Source organism: Knoellia locipacati, from assembly GCF_044791685.1.
GTDB classification, from domain to species: domain Bacteria; phylum Actinomycetota; class Actinomycetes; order Actinomycetales; family Dermatophilaceae; genus Knoellia; species Knoellia locipacati_A.
This window is the reverse complement of record NZ_CP087730.1, coordinates 2,380,000-2,396,911: the sequence shown is the minus strand read 5'-3', so window position 1 is coordinate 2,396,911 and position 16,912 is coordinate 2,380,000. Positions and strand designations below refer to the sequence as shown.

General features: G+C 70.6%; 14 protein-coding genes. 9 read left to right on the top strand and 5 right to left on the bottom strand.

Annotated elements, in window-relative coordinates; genetic code table 11:
• Positions 1-27 precede the first annotated feature (27 nt).
• From aroE to LL946_RS10995, 8 genes are all read left to right on the top strand, one after another.
• Positions 28-882, top strand: a complete 855-nt coding sequence (aroE, locus tag LL946_RS11030; protein WP_404380586.1) for a shikimate dehydrogenase — start codon at positions 28-30, stop codon at positions 880-882.
• Positions 883-967: 85 nt separating this feature from the next.
• On the top strand, positions 968-3,790 hold the full coding sequence (topA, locus tag LL946_RS11025) for a type I DNA topoisomerase (protein ID WP_404380584.1): 2,823 nt from the start codon (positions 968-970) through the stop codon (positions 3,788-3,790).
• 155 nt (positions 3,791-3,945) lie between these two features.
• Complete coding sequence (locus tag LL946_RS11020) at positions 3,946-5,778, top strand: FG-GAP repeat domain-containing protein (RefSeq protein ID WP_404380582.1); 1,833 nt, start codon at positions 3,946-3,948, stop codon at positions 5,776-5,778.
• A 100-nt stretch (positions 5,779-5,878) separates the two neighbouring features.
• Entirely contained in the window at positions 5,879-6,331 is a 453-nt protein-coding gene (locus tag LL946_RS11015) for an SCP2 sterol-binding domain-containing protein (RefSeq protein WP_404380580.1), read from the top strand.
• 3 nt (positions 6,332-6,334) lie between these two features.
• Positions 6,335-7,912 (top strand): AMP-binding protein, encoded by a 1,578-nt coding sequence (locus LL946_RS11010; protein WP_404380578.1) that lies wholly within the window; start codon positions 6,335-6,337, stop codon positions 7,910-7,912.
• A gap of 295 nt (positions 7,913-8,207) precedes the next feature.
• On the top strand, positions 8,208-10,172 hold the full coding sequence (locus tag LL946_RS11005; protein ID WP_404380576.1) for a diacylglycerol kinase family protein: 1,965 nt from the start codon (positions 8,208-8,210) through the stop codon (positions 10,170-10,172).
• A gap of 53 nt (positions 10,173-10,225) precedes the next feature.
• Positions 10,226-11,212, top strand: coding sequence for a hypothetical protein (locus LL946_RS11000; RefSeq protein ID WP_404380574.1), 987 nt, complete (start codon positions 10,226-10,228; stop codon positions 11,210-11,212).
• Positions 11,213-11,262: 50 nt separating this feature from the next.
• A complete protein-coding gene (locus LL946_RS10995) occupies positions 11,263-12,051 on the top strand; it encodes a dioxygenase (RefSeq protein WP_404380572.1) in 789 nt (262 codons plus the stop codon).
• A gap of 72 nt (positions 12,052-12,123) precedes the next feature.
• Here LL946_RS10995 and LL946_RS10990 read toward each other — a convergent pair whose 3' ends face one another.
• The 5 genes from LL946_RS10990 to LL946_RS10970 form a co-directional block, all read right to left on the bottom strand.
• Entirely contained in the window at positions 12,124-12,423 is a 300-nt protein-coding gene (locus LL946_RS10990) for a hypothetical protein (RefSeq protein ID WP_404380570.1), read from the bottom strand.
• Between the two features lie 12 nt (positions 12,424-12,435).
• On the bottom strand, positions 12,436-14,199 hold the full coding sequence (locus LL946_RS10985; RefSeq protein WP_404380568.1) for a sodium:solute symporter family protein: 1,764 nt from the start codon (positions 14,197-14,199) through the stop codon (positions 12,436-12,438).
• 102 nt (positions 14,200-14,301) lie between these two features.
• The gene (locus LL946_RS10980; RefSeq protein ID WP_404380566.1) at positions 14,302-14,937 is read right to left on the bottom strand and encodes an alpha/beta hydrolase; all 636 of its coding nucleotides are present in this window, start codon (positions 14,935-14,937) and stop codon (positions 14,302-14,304) included.
• On the bottom strand, positions 14,934-15,443 hold the full coding sequence (locus LL946_RS10975) for a VOC family protein (protein ID WP_404380564.1): 510 nt from the start codon (positions 15,441-15,443) through the stop codon (positions 14,934-14,936). Before LL946_RS10975 ends, LL946_RS10980 begins: the two co-directional genes overlap by 4 nt.
• A 202-nt stretch (positions 15,444-15,645) precedes the next feature.
• Positions 15,646-16,146, bottom strand: a complete 501-nt coding sequence (locus LL946_RS10970; protein ID WP_404380562.1) for a MarR family winged helix-turn-helix transcriptional regulator — start codon at positions 16,144-16,146, stop codon at positions 15,646-15,648.
• 99 nt (positions 16,147-16,245) lie between these two features.
• Here LL946_RS10970 and LL946_RS10965 point away from each other — a divergent pair, with 99 nt between their 5' ends.
• The gene (locus LL946_RS10965) at positions 16,246-16,821 is read left to right on the top strand and encodes an NADPH-dependent F420 reductase (protein ID WP_404380560.1); all 576 of its coding nucleotides are present in this window, start codon (positions 16,246-16,248) and stop codon (positions 16,819-16,821) included.
• Positions 16,822-16,912 lie beyond the last annotated feature (91 nt).

Genomic DNA, 16,912 nt, shown 5'->3' with positions numbered 1-16,912 from the left:
CCCCGTGCTGTGGTGGGAAGGTGGGCCATGGGCTTCCTCAGCACGCTGACCGGATCCTTCTCCACGCCCGCCGACGACAACCCGACGGTCGCGATGATGGAGGCGGCCTACGCGGCGGCCGGCCTCGACGCCCGCTACGTCAACGTCGACGTCTCGTCGGCAGACCTCTCCGACGCGATCCTCGGCGCCAAGGCCATGGGGTGGGTCGGCTTCAACTGCTCGATGCCGCACAAGGTCGCCGTCATCGACCACCTCGACGGGCTCGGCGAGTCGGCCGAGCTCATCGGCGCGGTCAACTGCGTCGTCGCCCGTGACGGCGACCTCATCGGCGAGAACACCGACGGTCGCGGCTTCGTCGAGGCGCTGCGCGAGCTGCGCCACCCGGCCGGGACCCACATCGTCGTCCTCGGCGCGGGTGGGGCCGGTCGCGCCATCGCCGTCGAGTCGGCCCTCGCCGGCGCAGCAAGGATCACCGTGGTCAACCGCAACACCGCTCGGGGCGAGTCGCTCGCTGCGCTCGTCTCAGAACGCACCGGTGCCGACGCGGACTTCGTCCCCTGGACCAGCACGTATGCCGTCCCCGACAGTGCCGATGTCGTCGTCAACGCCACCTCGGTCGGCCTCGGCGACGGCGACGCGCAGGTCGACGTGGACCTCGAGACCCTCCGGCCCGAGCTGCTCGTGGCCGACGTGATCCCCAACCCGCCGAGGACGGCATACCTGCGCGCGGCAGCGCAGCGGGAGGCGCAGACGCTCGACGGACTCGGCATGCTCGTGGCCCAGGGCGCGGTCGCGATCGAGCTGTGGCACGGCGTCAGCCCGGACCGCGAGGTCATGCGGGCGAGGCTGTCCGAGGTGCTGGGTCTGGATTCGGCGATCTGAGCGGAGCCTGTACCGTCACTCACGTCTCCTCGTCGGAGCAGCGACGAATCCGCTGCACGAGGTGACGGACAAGGATCGATGCCGCATGAGCCCCACCGCCAAGGCACCGACGGGCCGCAAGCTCGTCATCGTCGAGTCGCCCGCGAAGGCCAAGACCATCGCCGGATACCTCGGCCCGGACTGGGACGTCGAGGCGTCCGTCGGCCACATCCGCGACATCCCCACCCCGTCGGAGATGCCCCCCGACATCAAGAAGGGCCCCTTCGGTCGCTTCGGTGTCGACGTCGACAACGACTTCGAGCCCTACTACGTCGTCGACGCCGACAAGAAGAAGAAGGTGTCCGAGCTCAAGCGGCTCCTCAAGGGCGCCGACGAGCTCTACCTCGCCACGGATGAGGACCGCGAGGGCGAGGCGATCGCCTGGCACCTCCTCGAGACCCTCCAGCCCAAGGTCCCCGTCAAGCGGATGGTGTTCCACGAGATCACCAAGGAGGCCATCCAGCGCGCCGCGGCCAACACCCGCGACCTCGACACCGCCCTCGTCGACGCGCAGGAGACCCGCCGCATCCTCGACCGCCTCTACGGCTACGAGATCTCGCCCGTCCTGTGGCGCAAGGTCAAGGCCGGGCTCTCCGCCGGCCGCGTGCAGTCGGTCGCGACCCGCATGGTCGTCGAGCGCGAGCGCGAGCGGATGGCGTTCCGGTCGGCGAACTACTGGGACGTCGAGGGTGAGTTCACGCCCGACGCCGAGTCCTCCGCGTTCACCGCCCGCCTGTCCTCCGTCGACGGCCGCCGCGTCGCCACGGGCCGCGACTTCGGTGACGACGGCCGCCTCAAGGGTGACGTCGCGCACCTCGACGAGACCGCCGCCACCGGCATCGCCACCGCCGTGCTGACCGCCGACGTGTCGGTCGTCTCGGTCGCCGAGAAGCCGTACACGCGCCGACCGAGCGCGCCGTTCACGACCTCGACCCTGCAGCAGGAGGCGTCGCGCAAGCTGCGCCTCTCCTCGAAGAACGCGATGCGCGTGGCGCAGCGGCTCTACGAGAACGGCTACATCACCTACATGCGTACCGACTCGACGGCCCTGTCGCAGTCGGCGCTCACCGCAGCCCGCCAGCAGGCGCGCGACCTCTACGGCGGCGACTACGTCCCCGACGCCCCGCGCAACTACGCCAAGAAGGTCAAGAACGCGCAGGAGGCGCACGAGGCCATCCGCCCCGCCGGCGACCGCTTCCGCACCCCGGCCCAGGTCGCCGGTGAGCTGCGCGGCGACGAGTTCGCCCTCTACGAGCTCATCTGGAAGCGCACCATCGCCTCGCAGATGGCCGACGCCCGCGGGTCGACCGCCACGGTCAAGCTTGGCGCCAGCCTCGACACCGACGCACCGGCCGAGCGCATCGAGTTCAGCGCGAGCGGCACGGTCATCACGTTCCGCGGCTTCCTCGCGGCATACGAGGAGGGCCGGGACGAGCAGCGCAACGCGACCGCCGACGAGGAGCGCCGCCTCCCCCGCCTGGGCGAGGGCACGGCCCTCAAGGTCATCCGTGCCGAGGCCGACGGGCACGACACCTCGCCGCCGGCTCGCTACACCGAGGCCACGCTCGTCAAGGCCATGGAGGAGAAGGGGATCGGTCGCCCGTCGACCTACGCCTCGACCATCGGCACGATCCAGGACCGCGGCTACGTCTCGAACCGCGGCAACGCACTCGTGCCGTCGTGGCTGGCGTTCGCGGTGACCCGCCTCATGGAGGTGCACTTCACCCGGCTCGTCGACTACGACTTCACGGCCTCGATGGAGGAGGACCTCGACGAGATCGCCGGTGGCAACGCCCAGCGCGCCACGTGGCTCAAGCGCTTCTACTTCGGTGACGAGGCGAGCTCGAGCGAGGGGCTGCGCGACCTCGTCGCCGACCTTGGCGACATCGACGCCCGCGGCATCTCGACGATCGAGATCGGCGACGGGATCGTCGTGCGCGTGGGCCGCTACGGCCCGTACGTCGAGGAGGTCGCGCCCGCCGGTGTCGACCCCGTGACCGGCGAGGTCACCGAGTCGTATGCCGGTGAGTCCGGTTCCGAGGACGGCGCTGCGGCCACTCCCCGGCGCGCGACGATCAACGACGACATCGCCCCCGACGAGATGACGCCCGAGAAGGCACGCGAGCTGCTCGCGACCGCCGCCGACGACGGGCGCGTCCTCGGCCAGGACCCGGAGAACGGACGCGACATCGTGGCCAAGGCCGGGCGCTACGGGCCGTACGTCACCGAGGTGCTGGACGAGGACACCGCGGCACTCAAGGGCAAGGCGAAGGTGAAGCCACGCACCGCGTCGCTCTTCGCCGACATGGACATCGCCACCATCGAGCTCGACACCGCCCTCAGGCTGCTGTCGCTGCCGCGCGTCGTGGGCGTCGTCAGCGAGACCGTGACCGGCGAGGACGGCAAGGAGACGACGAAGCAGGTCGAGATCACCGCCCAGAACGGGCGCTACGGTCCCTACCTCAAGAAGGGCACCGACTCGCGCTCGCTCGAGTCCGAGCAGCAGCTCTTCGAGATCACGCTGGAGCAGGCCGAGGCGATCTACGCCCAGCCCAAGCAGCGTGGCCGGGCCGCCGCGAAGCCGCCGCTCAAGGAGTTCGGCCCCGACCCGGTGTCGGGCAAGCCGGTCGTCGTCAAGGACGGTCGCTTCGGTGAGTACGTCACCGACGGCGAGACCAACACGACGCTGCGCCGCGACGACGACCTCGAGACGCTCACTGCGGAGCGGGCGTTCGAGATGCTCGCCGAGAAGCGCGCCAAGGGCCCGACGACCCGCAAGCGAGCCGCGAAGAAGACGACGAAGAAGGCTGCCACCAAGAAGACGACGGCCAAGAAGGCGACGGCGAAGAAGGCCGCCAAGAAGGCCTGACCCCTCCAAAGGCGCGGCGTACCGCGTCGGGCGGCCATCCCGATTTTGCGGATGGGTCCCCGACCGGCGGATCGCGCGATACGGTTCACCTGCCGCGCCGTGGGGGCCGGACGTTCCGCGAGTGGGGTCATTCGCCCGAACCGAAGGTCTCTGCCGTGCGCGCATCCCTGGGTCGAGTCATCTGCGTGCTGGCCACGCTCCTCATGGCTCTCGCCCTGCCCGCCCCCAACGCGTCCGCGGAACCCACGTACCGGCTCACCGCCATCACGGTCGACGGGGCGGTGACGTCCACCACCTCGGCGACACTGCACTACGCGCTCAGCGGCTCCCTGCCCACGCGTCTGGATGCCGAGCTCATCGATGAGGTCACCGGCGCGGTGCGCAAGGTGAGGGTCGATGGTCCCGGAGCCTCCGGCTCCGCCACCATCGGTTGGCACGCGTCCTGGCCCGCCGGGACGTACCGGCTGCAGCGAGTGATGCTCTCCACGTCCGGAACGGCTGGTACGGAGACGTGGGGCAAGGACGGCCGGGTCCGAAGAGGGATCGTCGAGGTCGGGAGCCATGACCTCGACTTCGCGGCTGCGGCCTTCGGCCTGTCGGGTCCGCAGACAGGCGAGCTCGCCCCGCCACGACTGCTGTCCGCACGTCTCCTCGGCGACCCTTCCGTGGCCGGGAACGTCGACGTCGAGATCACCACCGCGGACGAGCAGCCACAGCTCCCGGTCGTGTCGATCAGCTGGGGCATGGGCATCGGCACATCGGGGCCCGCGACGCCCGTCCCCACCGGCGTGGGAACCGTGAGGGCCACGGCGATCGCCGGGTCGCACGAGCTGGAGTCCATCACGATCTACGACGCGAACATGCTGCCCAGCACATATCTCCGTGACGGCACCGTCCGGCTGGGTGGTTCCGGATGGACCCCGCCGGAGAAGCACACGATCGACTTCGCGGCCCTGGACCTCAGCCTGGTGCCGAAGGCGCCGACGGCGAACCACACGGTCCGAGCGCTTCCACATGGTGCCGAGCTGGGCATCTACCCCGACGACCGGCCCCACGTCACGGAATGGCTCCTCACGGCGTCTCCCGGTGGGTCGGTCGCGAGGGTCCCCGCGACCACTGACGCCGAGTGGCGCTGGGCTCAGGTCACCGGCCTCACGCCGGGCGTCAAGCACACGATCTCGCTCACCGCCGTCGGCGAGGCGGGACCCAGCGCTCCGACACCACTCGTGACCGTGACCCCGGCCATGACGACGAACATCTTCGGTGTCCCGCGCTACCTCACCAGCCGGATGGTCGTCCAGGCCCTGGTGGCCTCGCACCTGCGCCCCGACCAGGGCGTCGTCCGCCAGTACTCCGTCTCCGGCGGAGCCTTCAGGGGGACGTCCATCGCCGGGACGGACGCCGCGCGGATCGCCTCCGGGGGCAACATCACCCGGACCGGGTCTCCGTCGGTCCTCCGTGTCGACGGCGACATCCTCCGCCACGCAAGCGATCCGTCCGGGCCGGCTCTCGCGACCGGGTTCGCGGGAGCGAGGTGGGTCGACGGAGGGGCCGATCTCACCGGCGACGGCCACACCGACGTGTTCGCCGTCGACGCCGCCGGGCGCTTCCGCCTCTACCCCGGCACCGGTCCCAGCAGGCTCGGCACCCCGGTCACCATCGGCAGCGGGTGGGGTGGCTTCCTCGCTGTCTTCACGCCCGGAGACTTCGACGGCGACCGCAGGGCCGACGTCCTGGCGGTGGACACCTCGGGCGCGATGTGGCTGTACCGGGGCAACGGTGCGCGAGGCTGGCTGGGGCGGGTCAAGGTCGGCTCCGGCTGGCACACCTTCGCCGGTGTCAATGCCGCACGTGACTTCAACGGTGACGGACGAGAGGACGTCCTCGCCGTGACCAGGGACGGTCGGATGATCCTCTACCCCGGCACCGGCCGCGGCGCCTGGGGCACGGCCCGACAGATCGGCAGCGGCTGGCAGCTCTACTATTGAGGGTGTGACCGGAGGCACGGGGCCTCAGCCGTTGTCGCCCTACCTACCCGGAAGTAGGGTCGAGGCTGATCACCTGACCTCAACGAGGAGGAGCCTCGCGATGACCGACATCGACCCCAACACCTTCGGCACGATGAGCCCGTCGGAGTTCGCCGACACCGTCAAGAAGGCCTCCGACAAGGAGATCAACGACGTCATGGGCGGCGACCACCGCACGTCGATCCTCGACGCGATCTTCGAGCGCTTCCCGGCCCTCTTCAACCCCGAGAAGGCCAAGGGCGCCGACGCCCGGGTCAACTGGCGCATCACCGGCGGACCGGGCGGCACCGACGACACCTACGCCGTCGTCGTCAAGGACGGCACCTGCACGGTCGAGAAGGCCCCGACCGTCGAGCCCAAGACCTCGATCATGCTCGGCCCCGCCGAGTTCGCGAAGCTCATCACCGGCTCCGGCAACCCGACGATGATGGTCATGATGGGCAAGATCAAGGCCCGAGGCGACCTCAGCGCGGCGATGGCGTTCCAGAACTGGTTCGACACGCCCAAGGCCTGAGCCATGGCGATCAGCCTGCTCACCGTCGGCGCAGTGATGGCCAAGCGCGGCATGCTCGCGCCCGCCCCGCCGCACCGCCAGGTCAACCAGCTCGTCGCACTCCGCAAGTGGGGCTTCGGTCTTGCCGGCGAGCTTCGCCAGGCGGCGGGCCGCAGCCCCCACCAGGTCGCCGTCATCGACGAGCAGCGAGGTCCGGTCACCTACGCCGAGCTCCTCGCCGGGTCCGAGAAGGCCTCGGCACTCTTGCAGGCGAAGGGTTTCCGCCCGGGCCAGCGCCTCGGCCTGCTCGCCCGCAACCACGTCGGCGCGATGGAGGTCATGACCGGCGCCGCCGCCGTCGGGATCGACCTCGTGCTCATGAACACCGGGCTCTCGTCCGGTCAGCTCGCGCTCGTCGCGGAGCAGCAGGACGTCGTCGGCCTCATCCACGACGACGAGTTCGACGCCGTCGCCTCCGGGCTGCCCGAGAGCCTCACCGTGATTCGCGAGAGCGACTGGGTCGCCGAGCTCGCCGCCACCGCGCGACCCCGGCCGCTGTCCCGGCCCGACAAGGGCGGTCGGACGATCATCCTCACCTCGGGCACCACCGGCACCCCCAAGGGTGCGGCGCGCAGGACACCCGGCGGTTTCGGTCCGCTCATCTCGATCATCGAGCGGATCCCGCTCAACGCCCAGGACCGGATCCTCATCAGCGCCCCGCTGTTCCACACCTGGGGCTACGCCGCGATGCAGCTGTGCTTCGCCCTGCGGGCGACGATCGTGCTCCAGCGCCGCTTCGACCCGCAGCAGGCCAAGGACGCCCTCGAGACCCACGACTGCCACGCGATGTTCGCGGTCCCGGTGATGCTCCAGCGGATGATGGAGCTGCCCGCGGACCCGGACGGACGACGCCGCCGACCCCACCTGCGGGTCGTCGCCACCTCGGGCTCGGCCTACCCGCACGGCTTCACGACGACCTTCATGGACGAGTACGGCGACGTGCTCTACAACCTCTACGGCTCGACCGAGGCGTCGTGGGTCTGCATCGCCACCCCCGATGACCTGCGCCGCGACCCGAACACAGCCGGTACCCCTCCGCTCGGGACGGTCGTGCGGATCCTCGACCTCGACGACCGCGACGTGGCGCCGGGCGAGACCGGCCGGATCTTCTGCGGCAACGACCTCGTCTTCGACGGCTACACGTCGGGCACCAACAAGGACTTCGTCGACGGGCTCGTGTCGACCGGCGACATGGGGCACGAGAAGGACGGCCTGTTCTACGTCGACGGCCGCGACGACGACATGATCGTCAGCGGCGGCGAGAACGTCTACCCGATCGAGGTCGAGTCACTGCTCGTCGAGCACCCCGCCGTCCGTGAGGTGTCCGTCGTCGGCGTCCCCGACCCCGAGTTCGGGCAGCGGCTCGTGGCCTTCCTCGCCCTCCACGAGGGCCACGAGCTCACCGAGGACGAGGTCAAGGACCACGTCAGGGCCAACCGGGCCCGGCACTGCGTCCCGCGCGAGGTGCACTTCGTCGACGAGCTGCCCCGCAACGCCACCGGCAAGGTGCTCGCGCGCGAGCTGCGTTCCCGCCTCACCTGACGACGCTCCCGACCGAGGTCCTTCGGTTCATGAATCGGGACCACCCTGGCGCCGACAGGCGCAGCCCCATGGCGCGACCACCTCGTACCACCGGACGCCACCTCGTCGTGGCGTGGATACGGTGGCCTGGTGACTGACCCCGAACTCATGACCCTCGCTGCCTTCGACGACTCCGTCGTCCGCGCCACCCCCGGAAACGGGTGGGGCTGAGATGAGCGAAGAGTCGAATGTGGACACAGGCGAAGCGCAAGAACTGACCAATAGGTCGAATGTGGACAGGGGCGACGCGCCAGAAATGACCAATTGGTCGAATGTGGAGCACCTCTGCGGCATCGTCGTCCACCCTGCCAAGGCGCGCAGCGCCGACGCCGTGGCGGCAGTCCGGCGGGCGACGCGTCGCCGTGGCTGGCCCGAGCCCGTCGTCCGCGAGACCACGGCGGAGTCCTCCGGCGCCGAGCAGGTCGGCGAGCTGCTCGCACTCGGCGTCGACCGGCTCGTCGCGGTCGGGGGTGACGGGACCGTGCGCGACGTCGCCGCGGCGCTGTCGCGCTCCGGCGAGGCCGCGGACCGGGTGGCGCTCGGGGTCGTCCCGACGGGGACGGCAAACCTGTGGTCGCGCACCGTCGGCCTGCACGGGCTCTCGCTCGACGCCGCCAGCGAGGTGGCGGTGGACGGCCCGGTCCGTGACACCGACCTCGCCTGGGTCACGGTCACGAGGGCGGACGGGACGACGCTCGACCACGACGTCGCCGTCGTCGCCGGGATCGGCATGGACGCCGAGGCGTTCGCGGCCACGCAGGAGCGGCACAAGGAGCATCTCGGGTGGGCGGCGTACTTCGCGGCCCTCGGCCGCCGTGCGATCGGCGACCCGACGGCCGTCACGGTGCGGCTCGACGGCCGCGAGGCCGAACCAGAGCTGGTGCGCACCGTGCTCGTCGGCAACTGCCGGGTGCTGCCACTCGGCCTGCCCCTCATGCGGTCGGCGTCGATGACCGACGGCCGGCTCGACGTCCTCGTCGTCGCCCCTCGCACCCTCCTCGGGTGGGCCGGCGTGGCCCTCGGGGTGCTCACGCGACGGCGCGGCCGATGGACGGGGATGCGCACCCACCGCACCCGCCACGTCCAGCTCGACCTCGCCCGGCCGACGGCCGTCCACGTCGACGGCGACCCCGTCGGCGAGGCCGTGAGTGTCGAGCTCGGCGTCACCCCCGGAGCGGTCCTGGTCCGCTCCCCGGCTCCGGCCAAGCGACCGGTGGGCGCGCCCCCGGACGCCGAGCGGGTGCTCGCGGACCCGACACCGGAGTCGTTGGCGCAGGCCCTCCAGCGACCCGGCCGGTGGACGTCCGGACACGCGCACGAGCAGCTCGTCCACGACGCCTTCCTCGCGCTCGAGGGCCGTGACCTCACCCGGTTCAAGAGCCTGCTCGGCTCCGGTCGGGACCACCGCGACCTCGAGCACCTCGTGTTCGACGTCGTGGACGACGAGGGCCTGCGTGCCGACATCCTCGACCACATCCGCACCCAGGCCGCGACGGTCGACGTGCCTGACCTGCACGTCCTCAGCGACATCGACGACACGCTCCGCTGCGCCCTGCACGACAAGCGCTACCCACGTGGGACGGTCTACCCGGGCGTCGTCGCCCTCTACCGCGCGCTCGACGCCGGGCACGCCGCCGACCCCGAGTCACCGGGTGACCTCACCTTCGTCACGGCCCGGCCGATGGACCCGGCCGGCCTCATCGAGCAGCACACCCGGCGCGGCCTCGGGGAGCTCGGCCTCCCACCCCACTCGGTGCTCTCGGGCACATTCGGAGGGCTGCGCAACCACGACGCCATGGCCGGGGCCAAGATCGAGAACTTCCGGCGCTTCCGCGCCCTCATGCCCGAGACCCACGTCGTCTTCGTCGGCGACAGCGGCCAAGGGGACATCGAGGTCGGCCGGCGCATGCTCGAAGCCGACCCCGAGGCCGTGCGGCTCGTCCTCATCCACGACGTCGTCGACACGCCTCCGGCCCAGCGGGACGCCCTGCGGGACGAGGGCATCGTCCTCGTCGACTCTCCCGTGACCGGAGCCATCGAGGCGCATGCCGTCGGGCTCGTCTCCGACTCCGGCCTCGCCTCCGTGACCGACGCGGCCGAGCGGGAGCTCACCCGGATCGAGTGGGACTCGCCCGGGCAGCGTGACGCGACGACCTCGCTCGTGGAGCGCGACCTCGCGAGGGCCCGCACCCTGGCGATCGGCACACCCCCCGCACCGTGAAGAGGACGGCCGCAACCCTAGACAAACATTCAACAAACTGCACAGAATGGGGAATGGACACTTCTTCCAGCCACAGTCGTCGCCTGGTCATCACCGGGGTGGCCGGATCGATCGCCGCCTCCTCGCTCGCACTGGCCGGAGCGGCCACGGCCGAACCGCGTCGGGCCGGACCGGCACCGGAGACCGTCCGCCTGCCTGACGGCATCCGCCCCGAGGGCATCACCTCGGGCCCCGGAACGCGGTTCTACGTCGGCTCCCTCGCCGACGGGCGCATCGTCGCCGGCGACCTGCTCGCCGGCACGTCCTCCACGCTGCTCGCAGGTGCGACCGGTCGGGCCATCCGCGGCCTGTTCTGGGACGCACGCACCAACCTCGTCTGGGCGGCCGGCAACGTGGGCGCCGTGGGTCACGTCTGGGCCGTCGACGGGAGCACCGGCACGGTCGTCCAGGACACCGTCGTGGATGGCGCGAAGTTCCTCAACGACCTCGTCGTCGACGGTGACACGGTCTGGGTCACCGACTCGCGCATCGTGCCCGACCGGCTCACCAAGATCGCGTTGACCACCGGCGGCGCCCCGACCGGAGCGGTGCCGACCTTCCTCCCGCTCGCGGGTGCGTGGCCCCAGGGTGACGGAGTCGCGGTGAACGCCAACGGGATTCGCGTCCTGCCCGACGGCAGCCTCGTCCTCAACAACTCCCGGGTCGGCGGCCTGTGGCAGGTCGACCCGACGAGCGGCGAGGCATCCGCGATCACCGTCACCGGGGGTTCCGGCATCACCGGCGGCGATGGCCTCGTCCTCGATGGCCTCACCCTCTACAACGTGCGCGGCTCGGGCCAGGCCGAGGTCTCGGTGCTCGAGCTCGTGCCGGTCGGCAGCGCGTGGGCGGCGAGGTGGCGCGGTGCTCGCACCGACGAGACGCTCGACGTGCCCTCGACCGCGACCCTCGCCGGTGGCTGGCTGTGGGCGGTCAACGCGAGGTTCGGTGTGGCCTCTCCGGGGACCGCGGAGTACTGGGTGACGCGGCTTCCCGCACGCTGATCCCCGACACACAGGGGCGCCGCGACCCCGGACCACCCTAGAGTCGGGTCGTGGACACGCGAACGCCCGTCATCTACCTCAGCCACGGCGCCCCACCCCTCGCCGACGACGCACGCTGGACCGGAGAGCTGGCCGGCTGGTCGACGGACCTCCCCCGACCCGAGAGCATCCTCGTGGTGTCGGCCCACTGGGAGCAGGCGCCGATCTCGGTGAGCTCGACGACGGCCGGCACCCCTCTCCTCTACGACTTCTGGGGCTTCCCGCAGAAGTACTACGAGGTGACCTACGACGCGCCTCCCGCTGCCGAGCTGGCTCGGTCCGTCGCCGGCCACCTGGGCAACGTCGGGGGCGGGCTGCACCAGGACCCGTCGCGAGGGCTCGACCACGGCGCCTACGTGCCGCTCGTCGAGATGTTCCCCGAGGCCGACATCCCCGTGCTCCAGCTGTCGATGCCCACGCTCGACCCGCAGGCGCTGTTCGACATCGGCACGCGGCTGGCGCCGCTGCGCGACGAGGGCACGCTCATCATCGGCTCCGGGTTCACCACCCACAACCTGCGCTGGTTCAACCCTCGCGCCGGTGCCGACAGCGCTCCCCCGGCCGCCTCGTCGGAGTTCGACCACTGGGCCGCCGAGGCCGTGGACTCCGGCGACGTCGACGCGATCCTCGACTTCATGGACAAGGCACCGGCCGCGCAGGAGGCCCACCCGCGCACGGAGCACTGGGCTCCGCTCTTCGTCAGCCTCGGTGCGGCCCACGCCGGTGGCGGCATCGACGGCCAGAGCGTCATCGACGGCTTCTGGTTCGGCCTGTCGAAGCGCTCCTGGCAGTTCGCCTGACCCCTCGGGGCACCCACGCGAGATGCCCTGTATGCCGGCCGTCCGGCATACAGGGCATCTCTCGCTCTCGGGTCAGTGGCCGTGCTTGGGCTTCGGCTTCTTGCGTGGCGCCGGACGCGTCGCGTCGTCGACGACCGGCTCGACGTGCTCGGGCACGACGGTCGGCCGCATCCGGGCCCAGGTCATGAAGCCCGCGGAGACCACGAGCAGCACCAGGCCGGTCCAGAGGTTGGCGTTGACGCCGCCGGTCTTCTCGAGCTCTTTGTCGCCGAACAGACCCATGAGCGTGAGGATGAGGCCGTAGAGCCCGAGCAGCATCCCGATGAAGTTGCGGATGTCGAACGCGCCGGCGGTCTTCTTGGTTTCAGCCATGTCGCGCACCTCCTAGAAGGCGAAGTTGAGGATGAGGACCATGACACCCGCGATGATCGCGAGCGGGATCGTGCGCTGGTACCAGGGGCGGGCCGCCTCGTCCGGGTCGACGAGGTCCTCCTTGGGAGTCTCCGAGTAGACGAGGCCCTTGAGCTCCGAGGCGGGCTTGGGCGTCGTCACCAGTGAGACGGCGACCGAGACGAGGATGTCGACGACGAAGGCGGTCGACGCCGCGACGAAGCTCGCCCCCTGGCCGGACAGCGGGATGAAACCCAGGCTCGCCGTGCCGAACGCGTCCTCGGAGAGGAACGCGACGAGGACGGCGGACAGTGTGCCGGCCACGAGCCCGGCCCAACCGGCCGTCGGCGTCATCCGCTTCCAGAACATTCCGAGGATGAAGGTCGCGAAGAGCGGGGCGTTGAAGAACCCGAACAGCGTCTGAAGGTAGTCCATGATGTTCGAGAAGCCACCGGCGATCGCGGCCGTGAAGATCGCGATGACCGTCGCCGCCACCGTCGCGAGCCGGCCGATGCGCAGGTAGTAGTCGTCGGAGCGGTCCTTGCGGATGTAGCGCTCCCACAGGTCGTAGCTGAAGACCGTGTTGAAGGCCGAGATGTTGGCCGCCATGCCCGCCATGAACGCGGCGAGGAGACCGGCGATGGCCAGCCCCAGGAGGCCGTTGGGGAGCACGTCGCGCATGAGGAGCAGGAGCGCGTCGTTGTACTTGACCTCGCCGCTCGCGCCGCCGGTCGGGGCGCCACCCGCCTTGAGGTCGATCATCTCCTTGACGAGGACGGCGGCGACCATGCCCGGGAGGATGACGATGAACGGCACGAACATCTTGGGGAAGGCGCCGATGATCGGGGTCTTGCGCGCGGACGAGATCGAGTTCGAGGCCATCGCTCGCTGGACCTCGACGAAGTTCGTCGTCCAGTAGCCGAAGGAGAGGACGAAGCCGAGCCCGAAGACGATGCCGATGACGGAGAGGAAGCCGGAGTCGAAGCCGGTCAGCGCCTGGCCCGGCCACGCGTTGAGCTGCTGCTCGGCCGTGGCCACCTCGGCCTCGGCGCGGGCGCTGTCCGCTGCCGCGGTGATCTTCTCCTGCAGCCCGCTCCAGCCACCGACCCGGTTGAGGCCGATGAGGGTCAGGGGCAGCAGCGAGGCGACGATGACGAAGAACTGGAGGACCTCGTTGTAGATCGCGGCCGAGAGCCCACCGAGGGTGATGTAGGACAGGACGATGACGGCGGCGACGATGAGCGCCACCCACAGCGGCCAGCCGAGCAGTGCCTGGACGATCGACCCGAGAAGGAAGAGGTTGACGCCGGCGATGAGCAGCTGGGCGATCGCGAAGCTGATGGCGTTGACGAGGTGGGCCCCGGTGCCGAAGCGCCGGAACATGAACTCGGGGACCGACCGGACCTTGGAGCCGTAGTAGAAGGGCATCATGACGATGCCGAGGAAGAGCATCGCCGGGATCGCGCCGACCCAGAAGTAGTGCACCGTCGGCAGGCCGTACTGCGCACCGTTGGCCGACATGCCCATGATCTCGACGGCGCCGAGGTTGGCCGAGATGAACGCGAGGCCCGTGACCCACGCCGGCAGCGAGCGCCCGGACAGGAAGAAGTCGATGGAGTCCGACACGGCTCGACGGGCAGCCAGCCCGATCCCCATGACGAACACGAAGTACAGCCCGACGATGAGGTAGTCGACGACGTTCGCGTCGATGAGCGGCTCAGCGGCCGCGAGGGCCACCGGCGTGAGGGTCGAAGACATCAACGGCCTCTTCCTGGTCGAGTCGGCTCGCAAGCCCGAACGCCGTTCAACCTACTCCGGCGCCACACCTCGATCGGGGACGAGCGTCGCCGTCTTGGCTGGTCAGCGACCGAGGGCGAGCCGTTCCGAGATCCAGTCGCCGAGCTCGTCGAGCGTCTCGCGGGTGATGCCGTGGCCGCCCGGGTCGCGCCGCGAGCGCGTGGTCGCACCCGAGTCGCCGTGCAGGTGGTCCCAGGTGCGGTCGAGGAGCTCGCGCGGGATCACGTGGTCCTCGTCACCCTGCGCGACGAACGCATGCGCGCCCTCGAGGAGCCCCGGCGTGACCGCGAGGCCGGCGTCGAAGGGGAGGGTTCCGTAGAGGACTGCAGCCCCGGCATACCGGCTGGGGTCCTGGAGCAGGAGACCGCCCGCGAAGGCGGCGCCACCGCTGAAGCCGACGAGAAGGACGGGACGACCGGCCGGGACCACCTCGTCGAGCCAGGTCCTGAACCACGCCATCGTCTCGGCGAGCGACTCGGCGACGGGGCGCCCGATCCCGCGGTTGGTGAACCAGGCGTAGCCGCCACCTTCCGCGATGGGAGCCCGGACCGCGGCGTATGCCGGCCCGTCCGGCAGGTGCCCCGCGAGCGTCACGATCTCGCGCTCGTCCGAGCCCCGGCCGTGCAGGAGCACGACCAGGGGCGCGGCGGGATCGGTCGAGCCGGCGAGGGCGACGACCGGGGCGGGGAACTCGGTCACGCCGAGGCCTCGGTGACGACGCGACCGGCGGTGCGCACGCCGCTCCACTCGCGGATCGCCGCCGGGAGGTCGAGCGGAAGCACCGGCGCGAGGTCGTCGAACTCGCCCCACTTCTCGCTCGGGAGCATCCACATGATCTCGAACTCGTTGCCGTCGGGGTCCATGCCGTAGACGCTCTTGGTGGCGCCGTGGTCGGACTCGCCGGTGTAGCCGCCGACGGCGCGGAGCAGGTCACGCGCGGTCTCGAGGTCCTCGATCGCGTCGACCTGCCAGGCGAGGTGGTAGAGCCCGAGGCCACGGCTCTTGGGTGCCGCGTTCGGGCCGACGCCGAAGAGGCCCAGGTCGTGGTGGTTGCCCGAGCGGGGCAGGCGAAGGAACGCCGCGCCCATCCGGGGCTCGCTGGCGGCGACCTCCATGCCGAAGACCTTCGTGTAGAAGTCGACCGAGCGGGCGAGGTCGGCGACGTAGAAGACGGCGTGGTTGAGACGGACGGGGTTGATGCTCACGGAATCGCTCCTGGCTCACTTGGTTGTTGTTTCAACTATCCTAACGGATCGCAGGATGGATCTGTTCCGGTCGGAGCGTGGAGGGGGTGCGGCGCAGCCAGGACGGCGTGCAGCGACGCGCGACCGGCCGGCCCGCCTCCCCATCGAGGGTGAGGAGGCCAGGGGGTGGACGTGGGACGTCAGCGCCTGAGGGGTCGGGACGTCAGGAGCTGAAGCGGCGGTCCGTCGGGGCGTCACCCATGGGGTCGACCCGGGTGAGGATCGCGCCGAGCGCCTCCGACAGGGCGAGGACCTGCGCGTCCGAGAGCGGGTCGAAGACGTGCTCTCGCACGGTGGCGAGGTGACCCGGCGCCGCCGCCGCGAGTGCCTCGAACCCGACGTCGGTGAGCGCGGCGTTGATCGCGCGCTTGTCCTCGGGGGCGACCGAGCGCTGGACGAAGCCGCGGTCCTCGAGCCGCTTCACGACGTGGGACAGGCGCGGGAGGGTCGCGTTGGTCTGCAGGCTGAGCGAGGTCATGCGTAGCGTGCGCTCGGGCGCATCGGACAGCATGGCCAGCACCTGGTACTCGAAGTGCGTGAGCCCGCTGCCGCGCCGCAGCTGGGAGTCGAGGACGCCGGGCAGCCGCTCGGCCACGGCGATGAGACGCAGCCATGCCGTCATCTCCGCCTGGTCCAGCCACCTGGGCTCGCCCTGTCCCGTCACAGGCCGAGACTATCCGCGCCTGCGGGAATGGACGACGAGTTCGTTTAGTTGTACCTACAAGCAACAACCCGACTCCACCACCACGGAAGGCATTTCGACATGACCAGCATCACCATCCTCGGCAGCGGCAACATGGGCACGGCCATCGCGGGCATCGCCGGCAACGGGAACTTCGACGTGCAGGTCCTCGGCAAGGCCGACGCGGCCACGGCCGTCACCGGCGACGTCGTCGTCCTCGCAGTCCCCTACGGCGAGGTCGCCGGCATCGTCGAGGCCCGCCGCGACGAGCTCGCGGGCAGGGTCATCGTCGACATCACCAACCCGGTCGACTTCGAGACCTTCGACTCGCTCACCGTCCCCGCCGACTCCTCCGCGGCCGCCGTCATCGCCGCGGCGCTGCCCGAGGCCAAGGTCGTCAAGGCCTTCAACACCACCTTCGGTGGCACGCTCGTCGCCAAGGAGGTCGGCCCGCTCCCCACGACCGTCCTCGTCGCCGGTGACGACGCCGACGCGAAGTCCGTCGTCACGGACGTCATCGAGGCCGGTGGCCTCACGGTCATCGACGCCGGCGCCCTCAAGCGGGCGCGCGAGCTCGAGGCCCTCGGCTTCCTCCAGATCACCCTCGCCGCCGGCGAGAAGGTCTCCTGGAACGGTGGCTTCGGCGTCGTCCGCTGACCCCACCCCCTTCGGCTTATTGCCAGTTGTGGCGCGTCCCAGCGTCGGCGCGCCGACCACGGTCGGCGCCACAACTGGCAATAAGTCGCGC

Bases quoted from the DNA above. Each gene is read 5' to 3' on its own strand.
- aroE (WP_404380586.1), top strand. From the start codon at position 28: ATGGGCTTCCTCAGCACGCTGACCGGATCCTTCTCCACGCCCGCCGAC.
- topA (WP_404380584.1), top strand. From the start codon at position 968: ATGAGCCCCACCGCCAAGGCACCGACGGGCCGCAAGCTCGTCATCGTC.
- LL946_RS11015 (WP_404380580.1), top strand. From the start codon at position 5,879: ATGACCGACATCGACCCCAACACCTTCGGCACGATGAGCCCGTCGGAG.
- LL946_RS11010 (WP_404380578.1), top strand. From the start codon at position 6,335: ATGGCGATCAGCCTGCTCACCGTCGGCGCAGTGATGGCCAAGCGCGGC.
- LL946_RS11005 (WP_404380576.1), top strand. From the start codon at position 8,208: ATGACCAATTGGTCGAATGTGGAGCACCTCTGCGGCATCGTCGTCCAC.
- LL946_RS11000 (WP_404380574.1), top strand. From the start codon at position 10,226: ATGGACACTTCTTCCAGCCACAGTCGTCGCCTGGTCATCACCGGGGTG.
- LL946_RS10990 (WP_404380570.1), bottom strand. From the start codon at position 12,423: ATGGCTGAAACCAAGAAGACCGCCGGCGCGTTCGACATCCGCAACTTC.
- LL946_RS10985 (WP_404380568.1), bottom strand. From the start codon at position 14,199: ATGTCTTCGACCCTCACGCCGGTGGCCCTCGCGGCCGCTGAGCCGCTC.
- LL946_RS10965 (WP_404380560.1), top strand. From the start codon at position 16,246: ATGACCAGCATCACCATCCTCGGCAGCGGCAACATGGGCACGGCCATC.